This is a genomic window from Methylobacterium sp. D54C, assembly GCF_053345595.1.
The window spans coordinates 479,651-499,978 of record NZ_JBKFAK010000001.1 but is presented as its reverse complement, the minus strand read 5'-3'; the positions used below and the strand labels follow the sequence as shown (position 1 = coordinate 499,978).

Here is a 20,328-nt window from a genome sequence, read left to right as displayed (position 1 = left end):
CCTGCCGAAAAGGGGTACGCGGGCCGGTGCGGAAACTGCTTAGCGTAGCGGACGGATCCCCCCGCCGAGCCGCCCATGCCCCGCTTCTTCATCGACCTGCACGACGGAACCGAGCTCGTCCGCGACAAGGACGGCTACGACCTGCCCGGTCTCGAGGCCGCCCGGTCGCAGGCCGTGAAGATCATGACGCGGATCGCGCAGGGGCTCTCCGACCGGCCCGGGCGCCAGGATTACATCGCGGCGGTCCGCGACGACACGGGCGTGGTGCGGATGCGCTTCCGCGTGTCGCTCGATGCCGGCCCCGTCGGCTGACGTGCCGAGACGCCGAGCGGCCCCGGCGCGCGCGCGGCCGGGACAGGTCCACCTGACGTTCGCGTCGATTTGGCGTAGGCTGGCGTTCCCTAGCCGAGGAGGGACGACATGGGTCTGATCGCCTTCATCCTGATTGGTGGCCCCTGGGTGGCGGCAACGGCGTGGCTCTGGCACCAAGCCGGGGGCGCGGAGGCATGGCGCAACGCCGTCCACGGCACCGTGCCTGGCAGGCAGTGACGCGGCCCGCGCCCACCGTTCGCCTCCAACGCTCCTGACGGGCGCGGCTCTCCGGATCCGGTCCGCGGTATCACCGCCGACACGGCCGGGGGCGGCCACGCTGTCGACCGCGCTGCGAGCCGGGGCGAGATCGCGTCCCGCGCTGCGCGGCGGCTCAGAACCGGCTCGGCGCTCGGGTGCCCGCGCCCGACACCCCGCTCACGCCCGCGCTGCTCGAACGGACCGCCGTGCCACCGTCCAGCCCCCGAACGAGCAAGCTCAGCGCCAGGAGGGCGAGGAGAAGGCCCGCGGCCTTGTTCATCCGATTCAGAACCTGGCTGGTCACGCAGCGCCGGAACAGGGACACCGCGGTGTTGAGCACCACCCACCAGCCGAACGAGCCGACGAAGACACCGGCCGCCAGGACCGGGAACGGTGCGGTCCCGCGCTCGAGGAAGGCCGGCATCGCGGCCAGGAACAGCACGGGAGTGACCGGATTCGTCAGGGCCAGCACGACCGCGCTGCCGTAGCTCACCGCCAGCGTGTCGCGGCACGCGCGGCCCTCCTGCAGCACCGAGACGCTGCGAAGCACCCGGACCGCGAGGGCGAGCAGCACCGCCCCCGAGATCAGGGAGAGAACGGCGCCGTTCGACCACACCGCGGCGAGCTCCGCGCCCCAGCGCATGACGAGACCCCCGTATGTCAGGTGCACGGTGGCGACACCGAGCCCGGTGGCGAGGCCGGTCGACAGGCCGCCTGACAGCGTTCGCTGAACGCACAGCAAGCTCGTCGGCCCGATCGGCGCGGCGATGGACAGACCGAGACTCGCGCCGGTGAGCAATGCCGTGCCGACGACGCTCATGGCACCGGGAGTCCCGTCAGTCGTCTTCCGCGCGGTCGAGGGGCGAGGCGGCCGCCCGGGACCCCGCGGCCGCCTTCTCGGTGCCCGGGCACCCGATGTGATCGCGCTCCACGGCGGACGACGCTTGGGCACACGCGATGTCCGGCATGTCGTTCAGCTCGTCCGCCCGGGCGCCGGCGCAGAACAAGACGACCACGGCGGTTGCGACGACTGTTTTCATGGCTGTTCCTCCCTCGCGTCGACACACTAGGGAGGGCCGGCCCCCTGGCATCCTCTGTTCGGCGGATGGCGCTGCCAGCGCCGCGCCGCGCTCCTCGCCGGCGTCCCGGTCGGGCGACAAAGCACATTGGCGCCAGGCACTTACACCGCCGCACCGGCGGTCCGGGCGGCCGTGTCGACGCCGCGTATCCGGGGCCGGGGGGCGGTGAGTCCGTCGAAACGGCCCTCGGCGCACCGTCCCTGCCGGACGGCATCCTCTGTTTGAAGGATGCAAATGTCGGTTTTGGACTGATATTGGTATTATCGCGGTCAGAAGAATCGTCGCGGGACGTGCCAATGCGGGAAGCGCTTATCGACCGGATCTACGAGGCTGCGGGCACGCCGGAACTCTGGCCCGACGTCCTCCAGTCCATCGGCGATATGGCGAACTCGGACGGCGCTGTGCTCGCGGTGCTCCCGCCCGTCGGGACCTCCCGCTGGATCGCCTCACCGGCCCTGGAGCAGCGACTCGGTCACCAGACCGGCGCGGGGCGCAGCAGCGGTCGGATGGCGCCGTGGCGCACCGACGCCCAGGCGGGCTTCACGCGCGACGTCGACCTCGTGCCGGCCTCCTACGAAGGCTGGCCCCGCGAAGGCGACAGGCCGTTCTGGCAGGTGGGCACAACGATTCCCCTTTCGACAGGCGACATCGCGATCGTCACCGCCGAACGGCGGGCTCAAACCGGCCCCCATGAGGCCTCCGTCCTGCCCGGACTGGACGCCTTGCGACCACACCTCGTGCGCGCCTGCGAGCTCAGCGCGCAGTTCAGCTGCGAGCGCGGCCGCGTCACGACCGCGACGCTCAGCCAGATCGGACTCCCCGCCGCCGTTCTGTCGGCCTCGGGTCGGGTGCTGACCATGAATGCCCGGCTGCAGGAGCGGGAGGAGGTCCTGCCCCCCGGCCAGCACGGCGGCCAGCTCTTCAAGAGCCTGATCAACAGCAAGCTGCTGCAGGACGCGATCGGCAACGTCGTTGGCGGCCGGCGCCCGGCGCAGACCATGCCGGTGCGCAGCTACTCTGATCACCGTCCTCAGATCGCTCATGTCATGCGCCTGAAGCAGCGCCCCGGCGACGTCTTCGGTGCCTCGGCGGTGCTCCTCGTTCTCGTGCATGTCGGCGCGCGGGCGGTTCCGGACGACGGCCTGCTGAACATGCTGTTCGACCTGACCCCGGCGGAGGCGCGGTTGCTCCAGGCACTCGCCGGAGGCTTGCGTCTGCAGAGCTACGCCGAGAGCGTCGGCGTCCAGACAAGCACCGTCCGCACCCAGCTCAACTCGATCTTCAACAAGACCGGAACGAAGCGGCAGGCCGATTTGCTGAGCATCGTCACGTCGCTCGCGCTCTTCAGCGGGCAGACGACGAAGCGCCTGGGCGCGGCGTGAGTCACAGATCGGCGTCGCGGAGGAAGGCGGCCAGCACCTGCGCGGTCGGAAAGGCCTCGAAAGCCCCGAACTGGCAGGTCGTGAGCGCACCGCAGGCCGCGGCCTGCCGCAGGGTCGTGTCGAGGGGCTCTCCCGCGAGCAGGCCCGCGATCAGCCCGGCCGTGAACGCGTCCCCCGCGCCGACCGTGTCGACCGCCGCGACCGCGAAGGCCGGCTGGCGGAGGGGGGGCAGTCCGGGGCGGAACGCCACCGCGCCGCGCTCTCCCAGGGTCACGATCAGCAGTCCGAGGCCTCCGGAGAGCAGGGCGGCGATCCCCGGCGTCGCTTCCGTGGCGTCCGCGATGGCGTCGGGAGTCCCGAGGCCGAGGTCGGCGGCCTCGACCGCGTTGACGACGAGGATCGCGGTATCGGCCAGGATCGCCGGGTCGATGGGGCGCATCGGGGAGGGATTCAGCAGCGTGGGGATGCCCGCCTGCCGAGCGAGCGCGAACGCCGCTCGGATCGAGGCGTCCGGCGATTCGAACGTCGCCGCCACGAGGTCCGCTCGCTCGAGGCGGGCGGCGACGGCTCGGACGTCCTCCGCACCGAGGGCGAGGTTGGCCCCGAGGCAGACCGCGAGACAGTTCTCGCCGGCCGCGTCGACGAACGCGACGCCGCCGCCCGTCGAGCCGGCATGCGGCACCAGCATGTCCTCGGCGAATCCGACCCGCGCGAAGGTGGCGCGGACCATAGGGGAGAACACGTCCGTGCCGACGGCGAAGAGTCCGTCCACCCCGACGCCGAGCTGGTGCGCGGCGAGCGCGAGGTTGAAGCCCTTGCCGCCAGGCTCGGCGAGGAAGGCCAAGCCATCGAGGGACTCGCCCGCCTGCGGTAGCCGCGCGACCTTGACCGAGCAGGCGATCACGAAGCTTCCGACGACGAACAGGCGCATGGAGCGCTCCGAACCTGTACACTGCGAATAGCTGTACCGGAGGCCGATCGGACGTGCGCCCCAAAAATCGGACGATCAAGGGTGATGTCGAGGCGGACCTCGCGGAGGGCGAGCGTCCCTCGGTGCTCTCTCTCCTCCGCCTGCGCGCCGACACGGCGATGCCGCTGTACCGGCAGATCGAGGGTCAGCTTCGCGAACTGATCCTGTCGGGCTCGCTGCCGCCGGGTGTCACCTTGCCGGCCGAGCGCCAGCTCGCCGACAGCCTCGGGGTCAGCCGCGTGACGGTCCAACGCGCCTATGCTGAACTCAGCGACAACGAGCTGCTCGTCCCGCGCGGGCGCTGCGGCTTCCTCGTGCGCCGTCCCCCCGAGCCCGTGCGCCCGGGTATGGACCGGCTCAAGGGCTTCACGGAGGAGATGCGGGAGCTGGGGAAGATCCCATCCTCGCGCATCCTCGATCGGGCGGTCACCGAGGACCGCTCGATCGCATCGATCTTCGGCCTGCCCTCGACGGCCCCGTTCCTGCGTCTGACGCGCGTTCGCTCCGGCGACGGCGTGCCGATGTCGCGCGAGGTCGCCTGGTACAACATCCGCGCCGTGCCCGCCCTCGAGACCGGCGACCTCTCCGGTTCCGTCTACGCCTTCCTGAGCGCGCACCCGGGCGGCCGCCTCGTGCGCTGCGAGCAGACGGTGGAGGCCACCATGCCGACGGCGGACGAGTGCGAGATCTTCGCCTTCGAACAGCCCCTCCCGTGCCTGCTGATCAAGCGCCACAGCTACAATCAGGCCTCGGTGATGATCGAGTACGTGGAAGGCCTGTTCCGAGGCGATGCCTATCGCTATCGGCTGAATCTGCGCGCGTAGTATTCCCGGCTGACCGAACCGGACTCGCTTCCGTACGGTGCGCACGACGGGCTGGGCGATGCCCCGCTCGCACCGCTTCCGGTCCGCGACGGGGACCCGCCTCCTTCAGGAAAGAGCTCTCCACGCTCGCCGGGCAAGTCGATTCCGTCGAGGCCGCCATCCGTCGCCCGCCGCCGCCACGGCACGGGAACGACGGCCGAGCTTCGCCCTTTTAACGGACGAGAACGCCCCTGTGCCTCGCGTGGAACAGCGAGAAGCGCCGTGGTACACCTGATGTCTCGCGAGCGATCAGCCGGCGCAGCCAGCCATCCCGCTTCGGTCCGGAGCACACGATGAGCGAGTCCTCGACGGCGCCGACCCTGGCGACCTTGGCGACAGCCCGGGCCGGCCGGACGCAGCGTCGGCTCGCGGTCGCCGTCAGCCTCCTGTTCGGGGCCGTCACCCTCGCGCTGCTGCCGTTCGCCAGCCGCCCGATGCCGCCGATGCCGGGCTTCGTGCCCGTCTACCAATCGGCGCTGATCGTGGTCTACGGCCTGACCACGTACCTGTTCCTCACGCAGTACCGCCGCATCGGCTCGGCGCCGCTGCTCGTGCTCGGGGCCGGCAGCCTCTACGTGACGCTCGTCGTCTTCCAGCAGATGCTGTCGTTCCCGAACGTCCTCGCGCAGGGTCGGCTCCTCGGCGACGGGCCGGACACCACGACGTGGCTCTGGACCTTCTGGCATCTCGGGCCGCCGCTCTTCGCGCTGCCCTACGCGCTCCTGGAGGGCGACGAGCGTCCGCCGCAGGCCCCGCGCGGAAAGGCCGGACGGATCGGCTGGGCCACCGTCGCCGGGACCGTCGCGGCCGCCGCGCTCACCGGCGTGGTGGCCGTCCGCTACGTCCACCTCCTGCCGAAATGCGTCGAGGGCGACGATTACTGGCTGCTCACCACCTCGGGCATCGGGCCGGGCGTGGTCGCCCTGACCGTCATCGCGCTGGCCGTGCTGTGGTGGAAGACCCGCCTGCGGACCGTGCTCCAGCTCTGGCTGGCCGTGTCGCTTCTGCTGCTCGTCTTCGACAACATGGTCACGCTTCCGGGCGCCGCCCGCGGCACGGTCGGCTGGTTCGCGGGCCGGATGGAAGCCCTGGTGGCCGGCTTCATCCTGCTCGGCGTCTACCTGCGCGAGGTCGACTTCCTGTACGCGCAGGCCGCGGCCGCCGCCGAGGACCGGGAGGCCCGGCGGGCGGAGCTGCAGCGTGCCCGCGACAACCTCGCCCTGGCGCTGGAAGCGGCCGAGATGGGCGACTGGGAGCTCGACCTCCGCGGCAACACGGCGCGCCGGTCGCCGAGGCACGACGCGATCTTCGGCCACAGCGCTCCGGTCGCGGCATGGGACGTCGGGACCTTCGTCGAGCACGTCGTCCCCGAGGACCGAGACGCCGTGCGGGCGGCGTTCGATGCCGCCATCGGGACGGGCCGCCTCGACATCGACTGCCACATCCGGAGGGCCGAGGATGGGGCCGCCCGCTCGGTCACGATGCGGGGCAAGGTCTACCGCGACGGGAACGGCCAGCCCCGGTCCATGGCGGGCGTCGTGATGGACACGACGCGCCAGCGCGAGGCCGAGGAACGCCTGAACCAGTCTCAGAAGATGGAGGCCATCGGCCAGTTGACCGGCGGCGTGGCGCACGACTTCAACAACCTGCTGACCATCATCGTCGGCAACCTCGACATGATCGTGCGAAAGCCCGACAACCCGCAGCGCGTCGAGAGGCTGGCCACGTCGGCGATGACGGCGGCGCGGCGCGGGGCCGAGGTCACCGAGAAGCTGCTGTCGTTCTCCCGGCGCCAGGTGCTCCGGCCCGAGACCGTCAACCCCAACCGGCTGCTCAAGGACTTCCAGGCCCTGCTGAAGCGGGCCGTCGGCGAGACCGTCGAGATCCGGTTCGACCTCGACGCGGTCCTCGATCCGGTCCGGCTCGATCCGGGACAGTTCGAGAGTGCGGTGCTGAACCTCGCGGTCAACGCCCGGGACGCGATGCCGGACGGCGGCGTCCTGATGGTCAAGACCTGCAACGGGCACCTCGATGCCGCGGAGATTCCCGACCGGCCCGACCTGCGGCCGGGCGCCTACGTGCTCGTCTCGGTCACCGACACGGGCCAGGGCATGGACGCCGCCACGCGCAGCCGCGCCTTCGAGCCGTTCTTCACGACCAAGGATGTTGGCAAGGGAACGGGCCTCGGCCTCAGCCAAGTCTACGGGTTCGTGCGGCAGGCCGGAGGGCACGCGCAGATCAAGAGCGAGCCCGGCGCCGGCACCTCCATCGAGCTCTACCTGCCGCGCTCGGCCGAGAGGGCCGTCGAGGCCCGGCCGGACAACACCCTCCCGCTGCGGCGGGCGGCCTCCGGCGAGGTGGTGCTCGTGGTCGAGGACGAGCCGGCGGTGCTGGAGATGGCGGTCGAGAGCCTGGGCGAGCTCGGTTACCGGACCCTGACCGCGACCCGGGCGTCGGAGGCCCTGGAGCGGCTGGGCGGCCCCGAGCGCATCGACATCCTGTTCTCGGACGTCGTCATGCCCGGTGGCATGAACGGCGTGCAGCTCTCGGTCGAGGCCCGGCGCCTGCGTCCCGGCCTGCGGGTGCTCCTGACGTCCGGTTACACGGGCACGGCGCTCGACGAGCACGCGGTGCCGGCCGACCTGCCTCTCCTGAGCAAGCCCTATCAACGGGACGAACTCGCCAACAAGCTCCGGGTCGTCCTGGGCTGAACCCCCGGGCCCACGGCATGCCGCCCCGCGATCGCGCGGCGTCGCGGACGGGTTGTCCGTCAACAGGCCTGAAGGCTTAACCCGGCCTTAACCGACCGGTTCAGCCCGCAGCAGCGGCATGTCGGCATGCTCCGTCCGTCCTCAACGGCGCCGGTACGCGCAAGGAGCTGTCCCATGCCCATCATGCCCTGGATCCACGATACCCTCTATGTCGGCAGCTTCGCCGCCCTCGTCCTCGTCGCGCGGCAGGCGCTCGTGCGGCGCGATCTCGGGCTGTCCGGCCTGCCGGGCCTCGAACGCCTGCGCCGGTCGCTCGGGCCCGGCACCGGATTCCGTGAGCGGCGCCGGTTCACGTCGCCCCGGACCAGCGGCAACACCGCCTTCGACGCCTGGCGCGACGGCGAGATCGGCCGCATCGAGGGGGAGCGCCGCGCGCTCGAAACGCGTCTCCGGGACTTCGAGGGTTTCGTCGACGCGCTGAAGCGCGCGAAGGATCGCGCGACCTTCGAGCGCTTCGTGGCGGAACATCCCGCGGGATCGGGGGCAGCGGTCGACATCGCCGGCACCGCCGATCAGGCCGAACATCGAAAAGGCTAGGTCGCCTCAGGGTTGCACCGGAGCGTCGGGGCCACGCCGTAGAGGGTCAGAATCCTCGTCTCCTCTACGCCGCCCCGCGCGACGCTTCGAAGACCGCGGCGAAACCTCCGAAGATCATCCGCGCCCCGTCGAACGGCATCGTCAGATCGCGGAAGCGCGGATCGGTCCGCATCGCGGCCTCGCACCGGTCTGCCGTCTCCCGGTCGGGCCAGAGGATCCACCCGAGGACGACGCTCTCGCCGTCGCGAAGGGCGACGGACCGCCGGAAATCGGTCCGCTCGCCCTCCGGAACGTTGTCGCCCCAGGCCTCCATCTGGTGGAGCGCGCCGTACTCCCGGAACAGCGCCCAGGCCGCCCTGGCCGACGCGACATAGGCCTCCCGGTTCGCGTCGGGAACCGGCGTGACGAACCCGCTCACGTAAGTCATGGGTTGCCTCCTCGAGTCGGTGTGCGCGCGGAAAGGCTTCAGGCCGGAGCCTGCCCTCGCGTCATGGCCTCGGGGTCCATCCACATCAGCTCGACGACGTGGCCATCCGGATCCTCGATGTTCCGGCCGTACATGAACGTGCCCATCTCCTGCGGCGGCCGCAGATCGGCGCGACCGCCGGCGGCGACGGCGCGCTCCACGCTCGCATCGACCGCGGCCCGGCTCTCCTCCGACAGGCAGACCAGCACCTCGTTGGCGGCGCGGGCATCGGCGATGGCGCGCGGCGCGAAGTTCGCGAATTGGGCGTGGCTGAGGAGCATGACCACGATGGCGTCCGAGAAGACCATCGCGGCGACCGTCCCGGCCTGCGAGAAGCGCGGGTCGCGCTGGGCGCCCAGGGCGACATAGAAGCCAGCCGCGAACTCCACGTCGGCGACGGGCAGGTTCACGAAGATCATCTTGGGCATGGCGACCTCCTCAACGGCTTGCCGAGCTTGACTGTATCAGTTACCTAAGTCAACCATGAAGTTACAAAAAGATACCAAAATTGCGGCTGCGAGACCGCGCTGGTACGACGACGCCTGCGGCGCCGCCCACGGCCTGGAGCTTCTCGGCGAGCGCTGGGCGCTCCTGATCGTCCGCGAGTTGATGTTCGGACCGCGCCGGTTCGGGGCGATCCGAGGGGCGCTCAGCGGCATCAGCGCGAAGGTGCTGACCGAGCGGCTGCAGGGTCTGAAGCAGGCGGGCATCGTCGCACAGCGGACTCTGCCGCCGCCGGCCTCGACGCCGGTCTACGAGCTGACCCCATGGGGCTACGAGGCCGAGCCGATCTTCTCGGTGCTCGGGCGCTGGGCGGCCCGTTCGCCCTCCCACGACCCCGCTCTGCCGCTCTCGGCGGCCTCGCTCATGCTGTCGTTTCGCACGATGTTCGACCCCGCACAGGCCTCCGGCTTCGAGGCGACGATCGGCTTCCGGTTCGACGAGGACGCCTTCCGCGTCACGGTGAGCGAGGGCGAACTTCACGCCGCCCGCGCCGACCCGGTCGAAGCGGACGCCGTCGTCGGCGCCGCACCGCCGGTCGTTGCGGCCATCGTCTACGGCGGCCTGCCGCTCGCCGACGCGGAGGCGTCGGGGCAGGTGTCGCTGGAGGGGGACCGGGACGTCGTGCAGCGGTTCGCCGGACTGTTTCCCCTGCCGGGGAAGGCGTTCTGATCGCTTTGGAGGGTGCAGACCGGATCACGACCGACCGTCACTTGACCAAGCCGAACTCGCTCTCGAAGCCGAGTCTTCCCCTCTCGGTCACGCGGATGGCGCGCCCGTCGCGCTGACGCTCGATCCACCCGAGATCCTCGCAGCGGCGGCACAGGGCGGCTCCGAGACGGCCGGCGAGGTGCGGTCTCCGCTCGCTCCAGTCTAAGCAGGGACGGCAGAGCAGGCGGCGGGTTCGTCCGGCCGGTTCGACTTCGACACCGAACGCGGCCAGCCACGCACTGCCGGATGCGGTCACTTCACCCGCCTCCTCGCCCAGGACGATCACTCCTCGTGAGACCAGCGCATCGGCGATCCCGACGCCGAGCCGTCCGGCGAGGTGATCGTAGCAGGTGCGGGCCTCGCGCAAGGCTGGATCGATCCGCGGCGTCGCTCGGCGCGACGCTTCCTCCGGCTCGCCCCGGTTCGCGATCACCATCATGGCCTCGAGCATGCGGGCGACCTCGACGGAGGCGAGGCGGAAATATCGGTGCCGACCTTGGCGCGACACCGTGAGCAGGCCGCCGGCCACGAGCTTCGTCAGGTGCTCGCTCGCGGTGGCTGGAGCGACGCCGGCCGTCCAGGCCAGTTCGGTCGCGGTCAGCGCTCGCCCGTCGATCAAGGTCGACAGGATATTGGCGCGGCTGGGATCTCCGACGAGCGCGCCGATCTCGGAGAGTGCAGGACCCTGCGTCATGAGCTGAACCTACACGCGCTCGACACTTGCCGCATCCGACGACGCTTCGGTTTGGACCGAAGCGTTTACGGCTGACTCGGCCGGGATCCCTGGATCAGAGTGGGAGCGTGAAGCTGGAGAACCGCGCCACGTCTGTGCCCAGGGTTCGCCAGCCACGGCAGGAGGTAACGACCATGACGCCCGATAAGGTGGACGACAGGGAGGAGCATCATCGGATCGAAGATCCACGATCCGGGCCCACACTGTTCCTTCGCCGGCTGTCTCCGCAGTTCCGGGGTGAGCGGGACGGTCTGACGACCGACGCCGACGCCGCGTGGATGCTCGATGCCTTCTCCGGCTCCCCGGACCGGCGTGACATCAAGCTCGGGCACGGCACGCATCTGATGCATCTCGTGGCCGGGCGTAGGGCCCTCTGGCGAGCCCCCGCCGCATGACTGACTGAGCCGGTCCCGGCTTGAACCGCATCGACACCCAGGGAGGAACCCATGTTCTCCGTCATCTTCGAAGTCCGACCCGGCGACGGTCGCAAGGACGCCTATCTGGAACACGCGCGCGTGCTGAAGCCTGAGCTCGAGGGCATCGACGGCTTCATCGACAACGAGCGCTTCACGAGCCGGACGCGGCCGGGCTGGGTCCTTTCGCACTCGACGTGGCGGGACGAGAAGTCGGTGATCCGCTGGCGCACCCATGCCGGTCATCACCTGATCCAGGGGAAAGGCCGGTCCGAGGTGTTCGCGGACTACCATCTCCGCGTCGGCGAGGTGACGGCTGACACCCACCCGCCGGCGGGACATCGGGTCCGCGAGCAACGCCTCGATGAGACGGAAGTCGGCCAAGCCAAGGCCTGTACACTGTCGGAGGCGATGTCGGCGGACCGGCCCACGCCCTCCGATGTCGCCCCCATGGCCATGCTCGGTCTCGACCAGCGGACCGAGGGGCTGGTGAGTTGGGACGCGTTCGATTCCTTCACCAATCCGGGAAAGGTGCTGGTGCTGCTGTCGTGGAGAGATGCCGGCGCGGCGAACGCCGTCTCATCGGTCGCGGGCACTCGCCTCCGAGCTGTTCGGATCATTCGCGACTATGGGATGTTCGACAGGCGTGAGAGCCCGCAATATCACCCGGCCGTGCAAGCCCTGGGATAGGGCCCGACGACGAGAACCGGGCATCAACACCTTCGGCGTCGCTCCGTCATCGGACTCGCGAATGCGGACCCGGTGGCACGACGCGGTCGTCCCGCGGCCTGCCCTGCGATCATGTGCGCGACCGGCCCGGGGAACCGGATCACGGACGAAGCGACCGATCCACGAGGCGGTCACCTCGCTGGCGGCACCCCAGGGCTCGCCCGCTCCCGTTGCACGAGCAGTCGGCTGCCCTCTGGGGGCGCGGCCCTTTCGAACGAGGGGGTTCAAGTCTCGGCGATGAGGTCCTTGATGCGGGAGGCGAGGGTCTCCAGCACGAACGGCTTGGTCAAGACCTGCATCCCGGGCCGAAGGTAGCCGTTCCCCAGCACGGCGTTCTCCGCGTACCCGGTGATGAACAGTACCTTCAGGTCCGGTCGCCGATCGCGGCCGGCGTCCGCCATCTGTCGCCCGTTCATGCCCCCCGGCAGGCCGACATCCGTCACCAGCAGATCGATGCGCACGTCCGACTGCAGCACCTTCAGGCCGGCGACGCTGTCGGCGGCCTCGATGGCGGTGTAGCCCAGGTCCTCCAGCACCTCGGTGACCAGCATGCGCACCGAGGGCTCGTCGTCGACGATCAGCACCGTCTCGCCCTGGCCCGCTTGCTCGACCTCGGAAAGCCTGCGCGCGACCGCGTCCTCGTCGGCCTCGCCGTAGTGCCGCGGCAGGTAGAGGCAGACCGTCGTCCCCGCGCCGACCTCGGAGTAGATCCGCACCTGCCCGCCGGACTGCTTGGCGAAGCCGTAGACCATGGACAGCCCGAGGCCCGTGCCCTCGCCGGTGGGTTTGGTGGTGAAGAACGGCTCGAACACCTTTCCGATCAGGTCCGGCGCCATGCCGGTGCCGGTGTCGGTCACGCAGACGCCGAGGTACTGGCCGGGCGCGAGGTCGTGCTGGCGGCCGCCGACCTCGTCGATCCACCTGTTGGCGGTCTCGATGGTGATGCGACCACCGTCCGGCATCGCGTCGCGGGCGTTGATGCACAGGTTGAGCAGCGCGTTCTCCAGCTGGCCCGGGTCGATCAGCGCCGGCCACAGCCCCGCGAGACCGACGACCTCCAAGTGGACGGCCGGACCGACGGTGCGCCGGACCAACTCCTCCATGTCGTGGACGAGGCGGTTCACGTTGGTGGGCTTGGGGTCGAGGGTCTGGCGGCGGGAGAAGGCCAGCAGGCGATGCGTCAGGGCGGCGGCCCGCTTGGCCGCGCCCTGGGCGACGCTCATGTAGCGGTCGAGGTCGCCCATCCGTCCCTGGCTCATCCGCGTCTGCATCAGTTCTAGGGAGCCGGAGATGCCCGCGAGCAGGTTGTTGAAATCGTGCGCGAGGCCGCCGGTCAGTTGGCCGACCGCCTCCATCTTCTGCGACTGCCGCAGAGCCTCTTCCGTCTTGGCCAGCGCCTCGGCCTGCTGCTTGATCTCGGTCACGTCGCGCACGGACGAGTAGATCAGCCCGTCGCGGGGCACCGCGTTCCAGGACAGCCAGACATAGCTGCCGTCCTTGCGGCGGTAGCGGTTCTCGAACGTGAGCTGGGCCTCCCCGCGCGACAGTCCCCCCGCCGCCGCCACGGTCGACGCGACGTCGTCGGGGTGGACGAAATCGAGGAACGGCCGCTCCTTCATGTCGGCGTCGGTCCACCCGAGGGTTCGCGACCAGGCCGGGTTGAGGCCGACGAAGTAGCCGTCGAGGTTGGCCACGCAGAGCAGGTCGGACGAGGCCTGCCAGATCTGGTCGCGCTCGGCGGTCCGGGCAGCGACCTGGCGGGCGAGGTCGGCCTCCGTCTGCACCCGGACGGTCACGTCCTGCACGAAGACGTGGAAACCGTCGACGCGGCCGCCGGAGGTCCGTCTCGGCAGGTAGCGGATCTCGGCGACGCGGTGGCGCCCGTCGCGGTGCGGCCAGTCCGTCTCGAAGGTGACGGGCTCACCCCCGAGCGCCCGATCGATGAAGGGTCGCCGCACGGCGTAGGCGGCCGGGCCGAGCAGCGCGCGGACATCGCGTCCGACGACCTCGCCGGGCGGGGCGGAGAACCAGTCCTTGTAGGCCTCGTTGGCGAAGCGGTAGACGTGGCCGGCGTCGATGAACGCGATCAGCACCGGCAGCGCGTCGGTGATGAGCCGGAGCTCGCGCGCGCTGGCCTCCGCCAGCAACTCGGCGTTCCTGCGCGCGGTGATGTCGCTGAAGAAGACCGCGACGCGGTGGTCGCGCGGGTCCCCGACCCGGTGCGCACGCACGTCGAACCAGCGCCCGAACACGGCGGCGTAGTTCTCGAAATGGGCGGGTTCCCCGGTCAGGGCGACGCGGCCGTAGCTGTCGAACCAGTGCCGTTCGAGGTCGGGCGCGAACGTGCTGACCCAGCGGCCGGCGACGTCGGCGCCCGTCTGCCGGGCGAAGGCCGGATTGGCCTCCTCGATCAGGTAATCGACCGCCCGTCCGTCCGCGTCGAACCGCATCATGAGGATGCAGAACCCGACCTCGACCGTCTCGAACAGCGTCCGGTAACGGGCCTCGCTCTCCTGCAGCGCCGCCTCGGCCAGGCGGCGGTCGTGGATGTCCTCGACCACCCCGTACCAGGCCACGATGGCGCCGGCTCCGTCGCGGCGGGGACGCGCGCGCGCCCGCATCCAGCGGTACGTGCCGGTAGCCGCGATGTTGATGCGATAGTCCACGTCGACCGGCTCGCCCGAGGCGAGACAGGCCGAGAACACCGCGACCGTGTGGGGGACGTCCTCCGGATGCAGGGCCTCCATCCAGCCCGCGCCGTCGGGTTCGCCGGGTGCCTGGCCCGTCAGTTCCAGCCAGCGGTTCGAGTATGAGGTGATGTTGCCCGCCGGGTCGCAGGTCCACGGCACCTGAGGATTCAGTTCGACGGTATGCCGGAGGTGGGCCTCGCGCTCCCTCAGCGCCCTTGCGGCCTCGTGCTCGGCCGTGCGGTCGCGGACAATCATGGTGAACCCGCGATGCGCACCGGCCTCGTCGAGCAGCGGCATCATCTCGCCCGACGTCCAGACGCGACTGCCGTCCTTGCGGAGGTGCCAGCGCTCGACGGAGGCGCGCGCCTCGCTCGTCGCGAGCCGCATCTCGGCCTCAGGGCGCCCCTCCGCACGGTCCTCGGGCGTGAAGATCCGGTCGGCGGGCTGCCCGCGCATCTCCTCCGCCGTCCAACCGAAGATCCGCTCGGCGCCGGGGTTCCAGGCGATGACCGAGCCGTCGCGGTCGGTGACGACGATGGCGAAGTCCCTGACGTTGTCGAAGACGACCCGGTGGCGCCAGTCGCTCGCTGGCGCGTCCTGCCCGGCGGTCCGATGCACCGGGCGCACCTCCCGGCCGACGGTCTCGCCCCCTGCCTCCGGCAGCCTCGAGCGCAGGCGCAGCACCTCCGCCTCAAGTTGCGCGCGCGACATCGCGCCGACGTCCGGGCCGATCGATTTCACCGTCTCCCGAATGGCCGGCGTCTCTTCGAAGTCGTGCATCAGGAGGCCAAGCCATCCAGTCCCGGCCGGTTCCGTTTGGAGAGATCACGGTCGCCCGCCGGTCCGGACCGGCAGCCGCGGTCCGCCCGGCAATCGTGGCCGCCGCGTCATGCGATGGACGGACACCGTCCTGAACTTTCAAGACGGGACGGTGTTCGCCGGCATCAACCTTCGCCTGCCTTAAAGGGTCGCGACCCGATCAGCTGTCGGGCCGGCCGAGATCGAAAGGTCGGTAGCGCTCGACGCGCCGATCTCCGTCTTGACGGCAAGCCGTACAAAACCCTGAAGCAAGTCCAGACGTCCATTGCTTCGCGGCAAGCGAGACGGGATTGAAAAGTGAGTGGCTTCGCGTGCGACCGAAGCGCTCGAGCGAAGAACTGATTGTGCTGGAGACCGGCCGCTCGCGGAAGGATTTGCGATCCTCAGGATCAGCGTTCCGGCTGCGGCCCAGATCCGACACAGAGGCCGGCACGCTCAGAGGAGACTTGAATTTATAGACGAAGATTACTGAAACTGTTGGTAGCGAGGGAGGGATTTGAACCCCCGACACAAGGATTATGATTCCTCTGCTCTAACCAGCTGAGCTACCCCGCCACGAGCCGCGACCGTCCATCGAGACGATGCGTGCAGTGGCGGCGGTATAGGAAGAGCGGGCGCTCCGTGTCAACGTCTTCCCGTGAGCAAATCGCGCCTCCGGAGGTCGGGCAGTCCGCGTGCCGTCGCGCGCGGGAGGGAAACCCTTGGCTGTCACCGAGAATCGCTCGGCGACAGCCCGTCCGCCATGTCCGACCTGTCCCGGCCCGCTAGGTTTGGCACGGGCCGCTCGACGGCCCGTCAGATCGCGGAGCGTTCGATGACAGCGCGCAAGAGCCATCGCTGGACCACCAGCCTCGCCGCCCTTCTCGTCCTCGGGGTGCCGCTCGCCACGGGTCCGGCAGTCGCGGCGGGCAAGGACGTCACCTACCGCGCGGCGCTCACCGGCGGCAGCGAGGTCCCGGCAACCGCGTCCTCCGGCAAGGGCGAGATCACCGCGACCTTCGATCCGGCCACCAAGCGCCTGAGCTGGTCGGGCCAGTACAGCGGCCTCACCGGGCCGGTCACGGCCGCCCATTTCCACGGGCCGGCCAAGGCGGGCGAGAATGCCGGCGTGCTCGTGCCGGTGACGGCGGCGAGCAGCCCCTTCACCGGCGAGGCGACCCTCGACGATGCCAAGGCCGCCGATCTCGAGGCGGGGAAGGTCTACTTCAACCTCCACACCGCCGCGAACCCGAAGGGCGAGATCCGCGGCCAGATGGAGCGCGCACCCTGATCCGGAACGCCGGGAGCCTCGACGTTCCCGGCCGCGCCCGGTAGGCGGATCCCCGTCCACCTGCCGGAGCCTTCGATGAAGCACACCGACGCCATCATCGCCTGGACGCCCGTCCGCTGGGCGGAACTGAAGCCGGAAACCGCCGGTCAGGTCGTCGTCCTGCCCGCGCCAGACGCGGCCGGAGAGGCCAAGCGCTACATGATGCGCGCCGGCGCGAGCTCGTCCGCCCTGGCCACCCTGTCGGAGGAGGCCCGCGTCGCGCGCCTGTTCATCGACTTCCAGACCCTGGTCGTCCGCGACGGGATCGACCCGCAGGTCGCCCATCGGGCGTTCCTGGCGATCGACGAGTACCGGTTCCGGATCGCCCCCGATACCGACGGCGCGGAATTCGAGGACCCGCCCGAGGAAGATTAGCCCAAGCCTCGACGGAGCAGCGCGCATCCCTCGCGGAAGCGTGAGAATTAAGAATACACAGAGCGCGGACGCGCCCTATCTCCCGGCGGGTCCTGAATCCGTCGGAGGCCGGCCATGCCCGTATCCCGTCGCGCCGTCATCGCCGCAGCCGCTATCGCCCCGCTCGCCAGCCGCCTCGTCGCGGCGGCCGAGCCGCTGATCCGCCGCCCGATACCTTCCACCGGCGAGACGCTCCCGGCCATCGGGATCGGCACGTCCCGGCGCTACGAGGTCGAGCCGACGCCCGAGGCGGTGGCGCCCCTGAAGGAGGCGGTGAAGACCTTCGTCGCACTCGGCGGATCGGTGATCGACACGGCCCCGAGCTACGGCACCGCCGAGGACGTCCTCGGCCTGATCCTGGCGGAGCCCGGCCTGCGCCAGAAGATCTTCCTCGCCAGCAAGGTCGACACGACCGGCCGCGACGCGACGCTCGCGGAGTTCGACCGATCGCTGAAGCGCATGAAGGTCGACACCCTCGACCTGGTAGCGGTCCACAACCTGATCGACGTGATCGGGAATCTGGCGGTCCTGCGCGATCTGAAGGCGCAGAAGCGCGTCCGGTACGTCGGCGTCACGGTCTGGCGCGACAACCAGCTCGACGCCCTGGAGGCCGTCATGAGGCGCGAGAGCCTCGACTTCATCCAGGTGAACTACGCCATCGACAACCGTGCCGCCGCGGAGCGCGTGCTCCCGCTGGCTGCGGATCGCGGCGTGGCGGTGATGACCAACGTGCCGTTCGGCCGCGATCGCCTGTTCAAGGCGGTCCAGGGCAAGGAGTTGCCGGCGGTCGCCAAGGATCTCGGCTGCGCGAGCTGGCCGCAGTTCTTCCTGAAATACGTGCTTGGCAACCCGGCCGTGACCTGCCCGATCCCCGGCATGGCGAAGGCCGCCTATGTCGAGGACAACCTCGGGGCCGCGCGGGGCAAGCTGCCCGACGCGGCGCAGCGCAAGCAGATGGAGACGTTCATCGATGCGGTTTGATCTCATCTCGCGCCGCGCGGCGCTCGCCCTCGCGGCCGGCCTCGCCGTGGCCGCCGCTCTTCCCGCGGCCGTGCCCGCCGCAGCCCAGGACGGCGCGAAGAAGATCCGGATCGGCGTGATCGGCGCCGGGAACATCGGCGGCACGATCGGGTCGCTCTGGGTCAAGGACGGCCACGAGGTCATGTTCGCCTCCCGCCACCCGGAGCAGCTCGCCGCGATGGTCTCGGAGCTCGGGCCCAAGGCCAGGGCCGGCACGCCCGAGGAGGCGATCAAGTTCGGCGACGCCGTGTTCATCGCCGTCCCCTATAAGGCCTATCCGGACCTCGCGAAGGAGATCGGCCCGTCCCTCAAGGGGAAGGTCGTCCTCGATGCCGGCAACGCCACGCAGAAGCGCGACGGCGCGCTCTACGACGAGGTCCAGGCCAGCGGGATCGGCGCGACCTCGGCCAAGTACTTCCCCGGCGCCAAGATCGTGCGCGCCTTCAACGCGGCCAACTACAAGATCTTCGCCAAGGAGGGCGCGGACGGCGGCAAGGGTCGTGCGGGCGGGCGGATGGCGATCCCGATCGCCGGGGACGACCCGGAGGCGCTGAAGGTCGCCGAGGGCCTCGTCCGCGATGCCGGGTTCGACCCGGTGGTGGTCGGCCCGCTCAAGGATGCCGACAAGTTCGCCATGGGCAGCCCGGGCTTCGGTCACGACGTCACCGCGCCGGAGATGCGCGAGAAACTCGGACTGGCGAAGTAGGCGCGTCGCCCGGCCCCTTGCCGGGCCCCGCAACGGCGAGGGGTCCGACCGAGCCTTCCCCGAGGGAGGCCCGTCCGGGGAAGAAGCCCATTCCGGTGAGATCGGCCCATGCCTGAACCCGCCCGCGGCACGCTCGCGCGCCTGATCGACGTTCAGCCCGGCGAGGGCCGGGCGCTGGTCTGGTCGTGGGCCTACATCTTCTCGATCTTGGCCGCCTACTACGTCCTGCGCCCGATCCGGGACCAGATGGGCGTCGCCGGCGGCATCGAGAACCTGCCCTGGCTGTTCACCGCCACCCTCGTGGGGATGCTCGCGCTCAACCTGCCCTTCGCCTACCTGGTGAAACGGATGCCGCGGGCGCGGTTCGTGCCGATCACCTATCGGTTCTTCGCGGCCAACATCCTGGCGTTCGCGCTGACGCTCTACCTCGCGCCCGCCGAGTGGGGCGTGTGGATCGGCCGGGTGTTCTTCGTCTGGCTGTCGATCTTCAACCTGTTCGTGGTCTCGATCTTCTGGGCGACGATCGTCGACGTGTTCTCGAACGCCCAGGGCAAGCGATTGTTCGGCTTCATCGCGGCCGGCGCGACGCTCGGCGCCATCGCGGGCTCGGCGACCACGGCGATCCTGGCCAAGAACGTCCCGACCTGGGGCCTGATGCTGTGCGCGGTGGCGCTCCTCGAGGTCGCGGTGTTCTGCATGCGCGGGCTCGCCGCGCTGTCGACGCAGCTGCACGAGGTGCCGGGCCGCGACGGGGGCGCCGAGGACGGGCAGGACCGGACGATCGGCGGAAGCGTGCTCGCCGGCGTCACCCGGGCCCTCGCATCGCCCTACCTGCTCAACATCTCGCTGTTCCTGCTGCTGTTCTCGGTGACCTCGACGTTCCTGTACTTCGAGCAGGCGGGCATCGCGAAGCGGAGCTTCCCGGACCGCGGCGCGCAGACGGCGTTCTTCGCCAGCGTCGACCTCGCGGTGAACGTCCTCACGCTGGGCATCCAGCTGTTCCTCACGGGCCGGATCGTGAACCGAATCGGCGTCGCCCTGACGCTGGCGATCCTCCCGGCCTTCAGCATCCTCGGCTTCGCGGCGCTCGCGCTCTGGCCGACGATCGGCGTCATCGTGGCGTTCCAGGTGCTCCGCCGGGCCGGGAACTTCGCGATCGCCCGGCCGGTGCGCGAGGTGCTGTTCACCGTCGTCCCCCGGGAGGACCGCTACAAGGCGAAGAGCTTCATCGACACGGTGGTCTACCGGTTGGGCGATCAGGTCGGCGCGTGGTCGTTCACCGGCATCCAGGGCATGGGGCTCGGCAGCGCCAGCGTGGCCGGCGCCGCGATCCCGCTGTCGATGGCGTGGCTCGTGAACAGCGTCTGGCTCGGGCGCGCGCAGGAGCGGCGGCGGGCCGAGCAGGCGGCGGAGCCGGGCATCGAGCCCGAACGGACCGCGCCGGTCGGCCGCGCGGCCGCTGCGCCCGGCGGGTGAGTGCCGTTTCGCCCCGCCTATCGATGCCGCATGAAGTCCCAGACCAGATAGGCCGGGAACGGCAGCATGATCGCGAAGAAGATCCAGTCGAACATCTGAGGCATCAAGCCGTCTCCCGCTCGGTCCCCCCTGGTTCTACCGGCTTCCCGAGGTGAAGTTCCGCGCGGCC

General features: G+C 70.2%; 21 protein-coding genes and 1 tRNA gene. 14 read left to right on the top strand and 8 right to left on the bottom strand.

The window, feature by feature from the left end; all coding sequences use genetic code 11:
- Nucleotides 1-75: 75 nt before the first annotated feature.
- Nucleotides 76-312 carry a DUF6894 family protein gene (locus ACLBYB_RS02605; RefSeq protein ID WP_020091740.1) on the top strand — a complete coding sequence of 79 codons (237 nt, stop codon included), beginning with the start codon at nucleotides 76-78 and terminating at the stop codon, nucleotides 310-312.
- A 108-nt stretch (nucleotides 313-420) separates the two neighbouring features.
- Nucleotides 421-549 carry a hypothetical protein gene (locus ACLBYB_RS02600; RefSeq protein ID WP_020091741.1) on the top strand — a complete coding sequence of 43 codons (129 nt, stop codon included), beginning with the start codon at nucleotides 421-423 and terminating at the stop codon, nucleotides 547-549.
- Between the two features lie 154 nt (nucleotides 550-703).
- Here the strand turns inward: ACLBYB_RS02600 and ACLBYB_RS02595 are convergent, their stop codons facing one another.
- Both ACLBYB_RS02595 and ACLBYB_RS02590 read right to left on the bottom strand, forming a co-directional pair.
- Complete coding sequence (locus ACLBYB_RS02595; protein WP_447697751.1) at nucleotides 704-1,390, bottom strand: LysE family translocator; 687 nt, start codon at nucleotides 1,388-1,390, stop codon at nucleotides 704-706.
- 16 nt (nucleotides 1,391-1,406) lie between these two features.
- Complete coding sequence (locus ACLBYB_RS02590) at nucleotides 1,407-1,610, bottom strand: hypothetical protein (protein WP_447697750.1); 204 nt, start codon at nucleotides 1,608-1,610, stop codon at nucleotides 1,407-1,409.
- Nucleotides 1,611-1,945: 335 nt separating this feature from the next.
- On the opposite strand from ACLBYB_RS02590, the gene ACLBYB_RS02585 reads away from it, so the two are divergent.
- Entirely contained in the window at nucleotides 1,946-3,031 is a 1,086-nt protein-coding gene (locus tag ACLBYB_RS02585) for a helix-turn-helix transcriptional regulator (protein WP_447697749.1), read from the top strand.
- 1 nt (nucleotide 3,032) lies between these two features.
- On the opposite strand, the gene ACLBYB_RS02580 is transcribed toward ACLBYB_RS02585, so the two are convergent.
- Nucleotides 3,033-3,962 carry a PfkB family carbohydrate kinase gene (locus ACLBYB_RS02580; protein ID WP_447697748.1) on the bottom strand — a complete coding sequence of 310 codons (930 nt, stop codon included), beginning with the start codon at nucleotides 3,960-3,962 and terminating at the stop codon, nucleotides 3,033-3,035.
- Between the two features lie 53 nt (nucleotides 3,963-4,015).
- Between ACLBYB_RS02580 and ACLBYB_RS02575 the strand changes: the two genes are divergently transcribed.
- From ACLBYB_RS02575 to ACLBYB_RS02565, 3 genes are all read left to right on the top strand, one after another.
- Nucleotides 4,016-4,825 carry a GntR family transcriptional regulator gene (locus ACLBYB_RS02575; protein WP_447697747.1) on the top strand — a complete coding sequence of 270 codons (810 nt, stop codon included), beginning with the start codon at nucleotides 4,016-4,018 and terminating at the stop codon, nucleotides 4,823-4,825.
- Between the two features lie 332 nt (nucleotides 4,826-5,157).
- Nucleotides 5,158-7,575, top strand: a complete 2,418-nt coding sequence (locus tag ACLBYB_RS02570; protein WP_447697746.1) for an MASE4 domain-containing protein — start codon at nucleotides 5,158-5,160, stop codon at nucleotides 7,573-7,575.
- A gap of 174 nt (nucleotides 7,576-7,749) precedes the next feature.
- Nucleotides 7,750-8,172, top strand: a complete 423-nt coding sequence (locus ACLBYB_RS02565) for a DUF2852 domain-containing protein (RefSeq protein WP_447697745.1) — start codon at nucleotides 7,750-7,752, stop codon at nucleotides 8,170-8,172.
- A 64-nt stretch (nucleotides 8,173-8,236) separates the two neighbouring features.
- Here the strand turns inward: ACLBYB_RS02565 and ACLBYB_RS02560 are convergent, their stop codons facing one another.
- Both ACLBYB_RS02560 and ACLBYB_RS02555 read right to left on the bottom strand, forming a co-directional pair.
- Nucleotides 8,237-8,599 (bottom strand): DUF1428 domain-containing protein, encoded by a 363-nt coding sequence (locus ACLBYB_RS02560; RefSeq protein ID WP_020091748.1) that lies wholly within the window; start codon nucleotides 8,597-8,599, stop codon nucleotides 8,237-8,239.
- Nucleotides 8,600-8,637: 38 nt separating this feature from the next.
- Nucleotides 8,638-9,066 carry a VOC family protein gene (locus tag ACLBYB_RS02555; RefSeq protein ID WP_447697744.1) on the bottom strand — a complete coding sequence of 143 codons (429 nt, stop codon included), beginning with the start codon at nucleotides 9,064-9,066 and terminating at the stop codon, nucleotides 8,638-8,640.
- A 55-nt stretch (nucleotides 9,067-9,121) separates the two neighbouring features.
- Between ACLBYB_RS02555 and ACLBYB_RS02550 the strand changes: the two genes are divergently transcribed.
- The gene (locus tag ACLBYB_RS02550) at nucleotides 9,122-9,811 is read left to right on the top strand and encodes a winged helix-turn-helix transcriptional regulator (protein WP_447697743.1); all 690 of its coding nucleotides are present in this window, start codon (nucleotides 9,122-9,124) and stop codon (nucleotides 9,809-9,811) included.
- 37 nt (nucleotides 9,812-9,848) lie between these two features.
- On the opposite strand, the gene ACLBYB_RS02545 is transcribed toward ACLBYB_RS02550, so the two are convergent.
- On the bottom strand, nucleotides 9,849-10,544 hold the full coding sequence (locus ACLBYB_RS02545) for an ArsR/SmtB family transcription factor (RefSeq protein ID WP_447697742.1): 696 nt from the start codon (nucleotides 10,542-10,544) through the stop codon (nucleotides 9,849-9,851).
- A 173-nt stretch (nucleotides 10,545-10,717) separates the two neighbouring features.
- On the opposite strand from ACLBYB_RS02545, the gene ACLBYB_RS02540 reads away from it, so the two are divergent.
- Both ACLBYB_RS02540 and ACLBYB_RS02535 read left to right on the top strand, forming a co-directional pair.
- Nucleotides 10,718-10,978 carry a hypothetical protein gene (locus tag ACLBYB_RS02540; RefSeq protein WP_447697741.1) on the top strand — a complete coding sequence of 87 codons (261 nt, stop codon included), beginning with the start codon at nucleotides 10,718-10,720 and terminating at the stop codon, nucleotides 10,976-10,978.
- Between the two features lie 51 nt (nucleotides 10,979-11,029).
- Nucleotides 11,030-11,686 (top strand): antibiotic biosynthesis monooxygenase family protein, encoded by a 657-nt coding sequence (locus tag ACLBYB_RS02535; protein WP_447697740.1) that lies wholly within the window; start codon nucleotides 11,030-11,032, stop codon nucleotides 11,684-11,686.
- Nucleotides 11,687-11,949: 263 nt separating this feature from the next.
- Here the strand turns inward: ACLBYB_RS02535 and ACLBYB_RS02530 are convergent, their stop codons facing one another.
- Together ACLBYB_RS02530 and ACLBYB_RS02525 are read right to left on the bottom strand one after the other, a co-directional pair.
- A complete protein-coding gene (locus ACLBYB_RS02530; RefSeq protein ID WP_447697739.1) occupies nucleotides 11,950-15,195 on the bottom strand; it encodes a PAS domain S-box protein in 3,246 nt (1,081 codons plus the stop codon).
- A 517-nt stretch (nucleotides 15,196-15,712) separates the two neighbouring features.
- Nucleotides 15,713-15,789, bottom strand: a tRNA-Met gene (locus tag ACLBYB_RS02525).
- A gap of 259 nt (nucleotides 15,790-16,048) precedes the next feature.
- Between ACLBYB_RS02525 and ACLBYB_RS02520 the strand changes: the two genes are divergently transcribed.
- The 5 genes from ACLBYB_RS02520 (at nucleotide 16,049) to ACLBYB_RS02500 (ending at nucleotide 20,159) form a co-directional block, all read left to right on the top strand.
- Nucleotides 16,049-16,504, top strand: coding sequence for a CHRD domain-containing protein (locus ACLBYB_RS02520; protein WP_447697738.1), 456 nt, complete (start codon nucleotides 16,049-16,051; stop codon nucleotides 16,502-16,504).
- Between the two features lie 75 nt (nucleotides 16,505-16,579).
- The gene (locus ACLBYB_RS02515) at nucleotides 16,580-16,918 is read left to right on the top strand and encodes a hypothetical protein (RefSeq protein ID WP_447697737.1); all 339 of its coding nucleotides are present in this window, start codon (nucleotides 16,580-16,582) and stop codon (nucleotides 16,916-16,918) included.
- 114 nt (nucleotides 16,919-17,032) lie between these two features.
- Entirely contained in the window at nucleotides 17,033-17,938 is a 906-nt protein-coding gene (locus tag ACLBYB_RS02510; protein ID WP_447697736.1) for an aldo/keto reductase, read from the top strand.
- Nucleotides 17,928-18,683, top strand: a complete 756-nt coding sequence (locus tag ACLBYB_RS02505; RefSeq protein ID WP_331326459.1) for an NADPH-dependent F420 reductase — start codon at nucleotides 17,928-17,930, stop codon at nucleotides 18,681-18,683. Before ACLBYB_RS02510 ends, ACLBYB_RS02505 begins: the two co-directional genes overlap by 11 nt.
- A 108-nt stretch (nucleotides 18,684-18,791) precedes the next feature.
- Nucleotides 18,792-20,159 carry an NTP/NDP exchange transporter gene (locus ACLBYB_RS02500; protein WP_447697735.1) on the top strand — a complete coding sequence of 456 codons (1,368 nt, stop codon included), beginning with the start codon at nucleotides 18,792-18,794 and terminating at the stop codon, nucleotides 20,157-20,159.
- Nucleotides 20,160-20,328: the final 169 nt, after the last annotated feature.

What these genes read in the sequence shown, in the direction of transcription:
- ACLBYB_RS02605 (WP_020091740.1), top strand. Translation starts at nt 76, where the DNA reads ATGCCCCGCTTCTTCATCGACCTGCACGACGGAACCGAGCTCGTCCGC.
- ACLBYB_RS02600 (WP_020091741.1), top strand. Translation starts at nt 421, where the DNA reads ATGGGTCTGATCGCCTTCATCCTGATTGGTGGCCCCTGGGTGGCGGCA.
- ACLBYB_RS02595 (WP_447697751.1), bottom strand. Translation starts at nt 1,390, where the DNA reads ATGAGCGTCGTCGGCACGGCATTGCTCACCGGCGCGAGTCTCGGTCTG.
- ACLBYB_RS02590 (WP_447697750.1), bottom strand. Translation starts at nt 1,610, where the DNA reads ATGAAAACAGTCGTCGCAACCGCCGTGGTCGTCTTGTTCTGCGCCGGC.
- ACLBYB_RS02585 (WP_447697749.1), top strand. Translation starts at nt 1,946, where the DNA reads ATGCGGGAAGCGCTTATCGACCGGATCTACGAGGCTGCGGGCACGCCG.
- ACLBYB_RS02580 (WP_447697748.1), bottom strand. Translation starts at nt 3,962, where the DNA reads ATGCGCCTGTTCGTCGTCGGAAGCTTCGTGATCGCCTGCTCGGTCAAG.
- ACLBYB_RS02570 (WP_447697746.1), top strand. Translation starts at nt 5,158, where the DNA reads ATGAGCGAGTCCTCGACGGCGCCGACCCTGGCGACCTTGGCGACAGCC.
- ACLBYB_RS02565 (WP_447697745.1), top strand. Translation starts at nt 7,750, where the DNA reads ATGCCCATCATGCCCTGGATCCACGATACCCTCTATGTCGGCAGCTTC.
- ACLBYB_RS02560 (WP_020091748.1), bottom strand. Translation starts at nt 8,599, where the DNA reads ATGACTTACGTGAGCGGGTTCGTCACGCCGGTTCCCGACGCGAACCGG.
- ACLBYB_RS02555 (WP_447697744.1), bottom strand. Translation starts at nt 9,066, where the DNA reads ATGCCCAAGATGATCTTCGTGAACCTGCCCGTCGCCGACGTGGAGTTC.
- ACLBYB_RS02550 (WP_447697743.1), top strand. Translation starts at nt 9,122, where the DNA reads ATGAAGTTACAAAAAGATACCAAAATTGCGGCTGCGAGACCGCGCTGG.
- ACLBYB_RS02545 (WP_447697742.1), bottom strand. Translation starts at nt 10,544, where the DNA reads ATGACGCAGGGTCCTGCACTCTCCGAGATCGGCGCGCTCGTCGGAGAT.
- ACLBYB_RS02540 (WP_447697741.1), top strand. Translation starts at nt 10,718, where the DNA reads ATGACGCCCGATAAGGTGGACGACAGGGAGGAGCATCATCGGATCGAA.
- ACLBYB_RS02535 (WP_447697740.1), top strand. Translation starts at nt 11,030, where the DNA reads ATGTTCTCCGTCATCTTCGAAGTCCGACCCGGCGACGGTCGCAAGGAC.
- ACLBYB_RS02530 (WP_447697739.1), bottom strand. Translation starts at nt 15,195, where the DNA reads ATGCACGACTTCGAAGAGACGCCGGCCATTCGGGAGACGGTGAAATCG.
- ACLBYB_RS02520 (WP_447697738.1), top strand. Translation starts at nt 16,049, where the DNA reads ATGACAGCGCGCAAGAGCCATCGCTGGACCACCAGCCTCGCCGCCCTT.
- ACLBYB_RS02515 (WP_447697737.1), top strand. Translation starts at nt 16,580, where the DNA reads ATGAAGCACACCGACGCCATCATCGCCTGGACGCCCGTCCGCTGGGCG.
- ACLBYB_RS02510 (WP_447697736.1), top strand. Translation starts at nt 17,033, where the DNA reads ATGCCCGTATCCCGTCGCGCCGTCATCGCCGCAGCCGCTATCGCCCCG.
- ACLBYB_RS02505 (WP_331326459.1), top strand. Translation starts at nt 17,928, where the DNA reads ATGCGGTTTGATCTCATCTCGCGCCGCGCGGCGCTCGCCCTCGCGGCC.
- ACLBYB_RS02500 (WP_447697735.1), top strand. Translation starts at nt 18,792, where the DNA reads ATGCCTGAACCCGCCCGCGGCACGCTCGCGCGCCTGATCGACGTTCAG.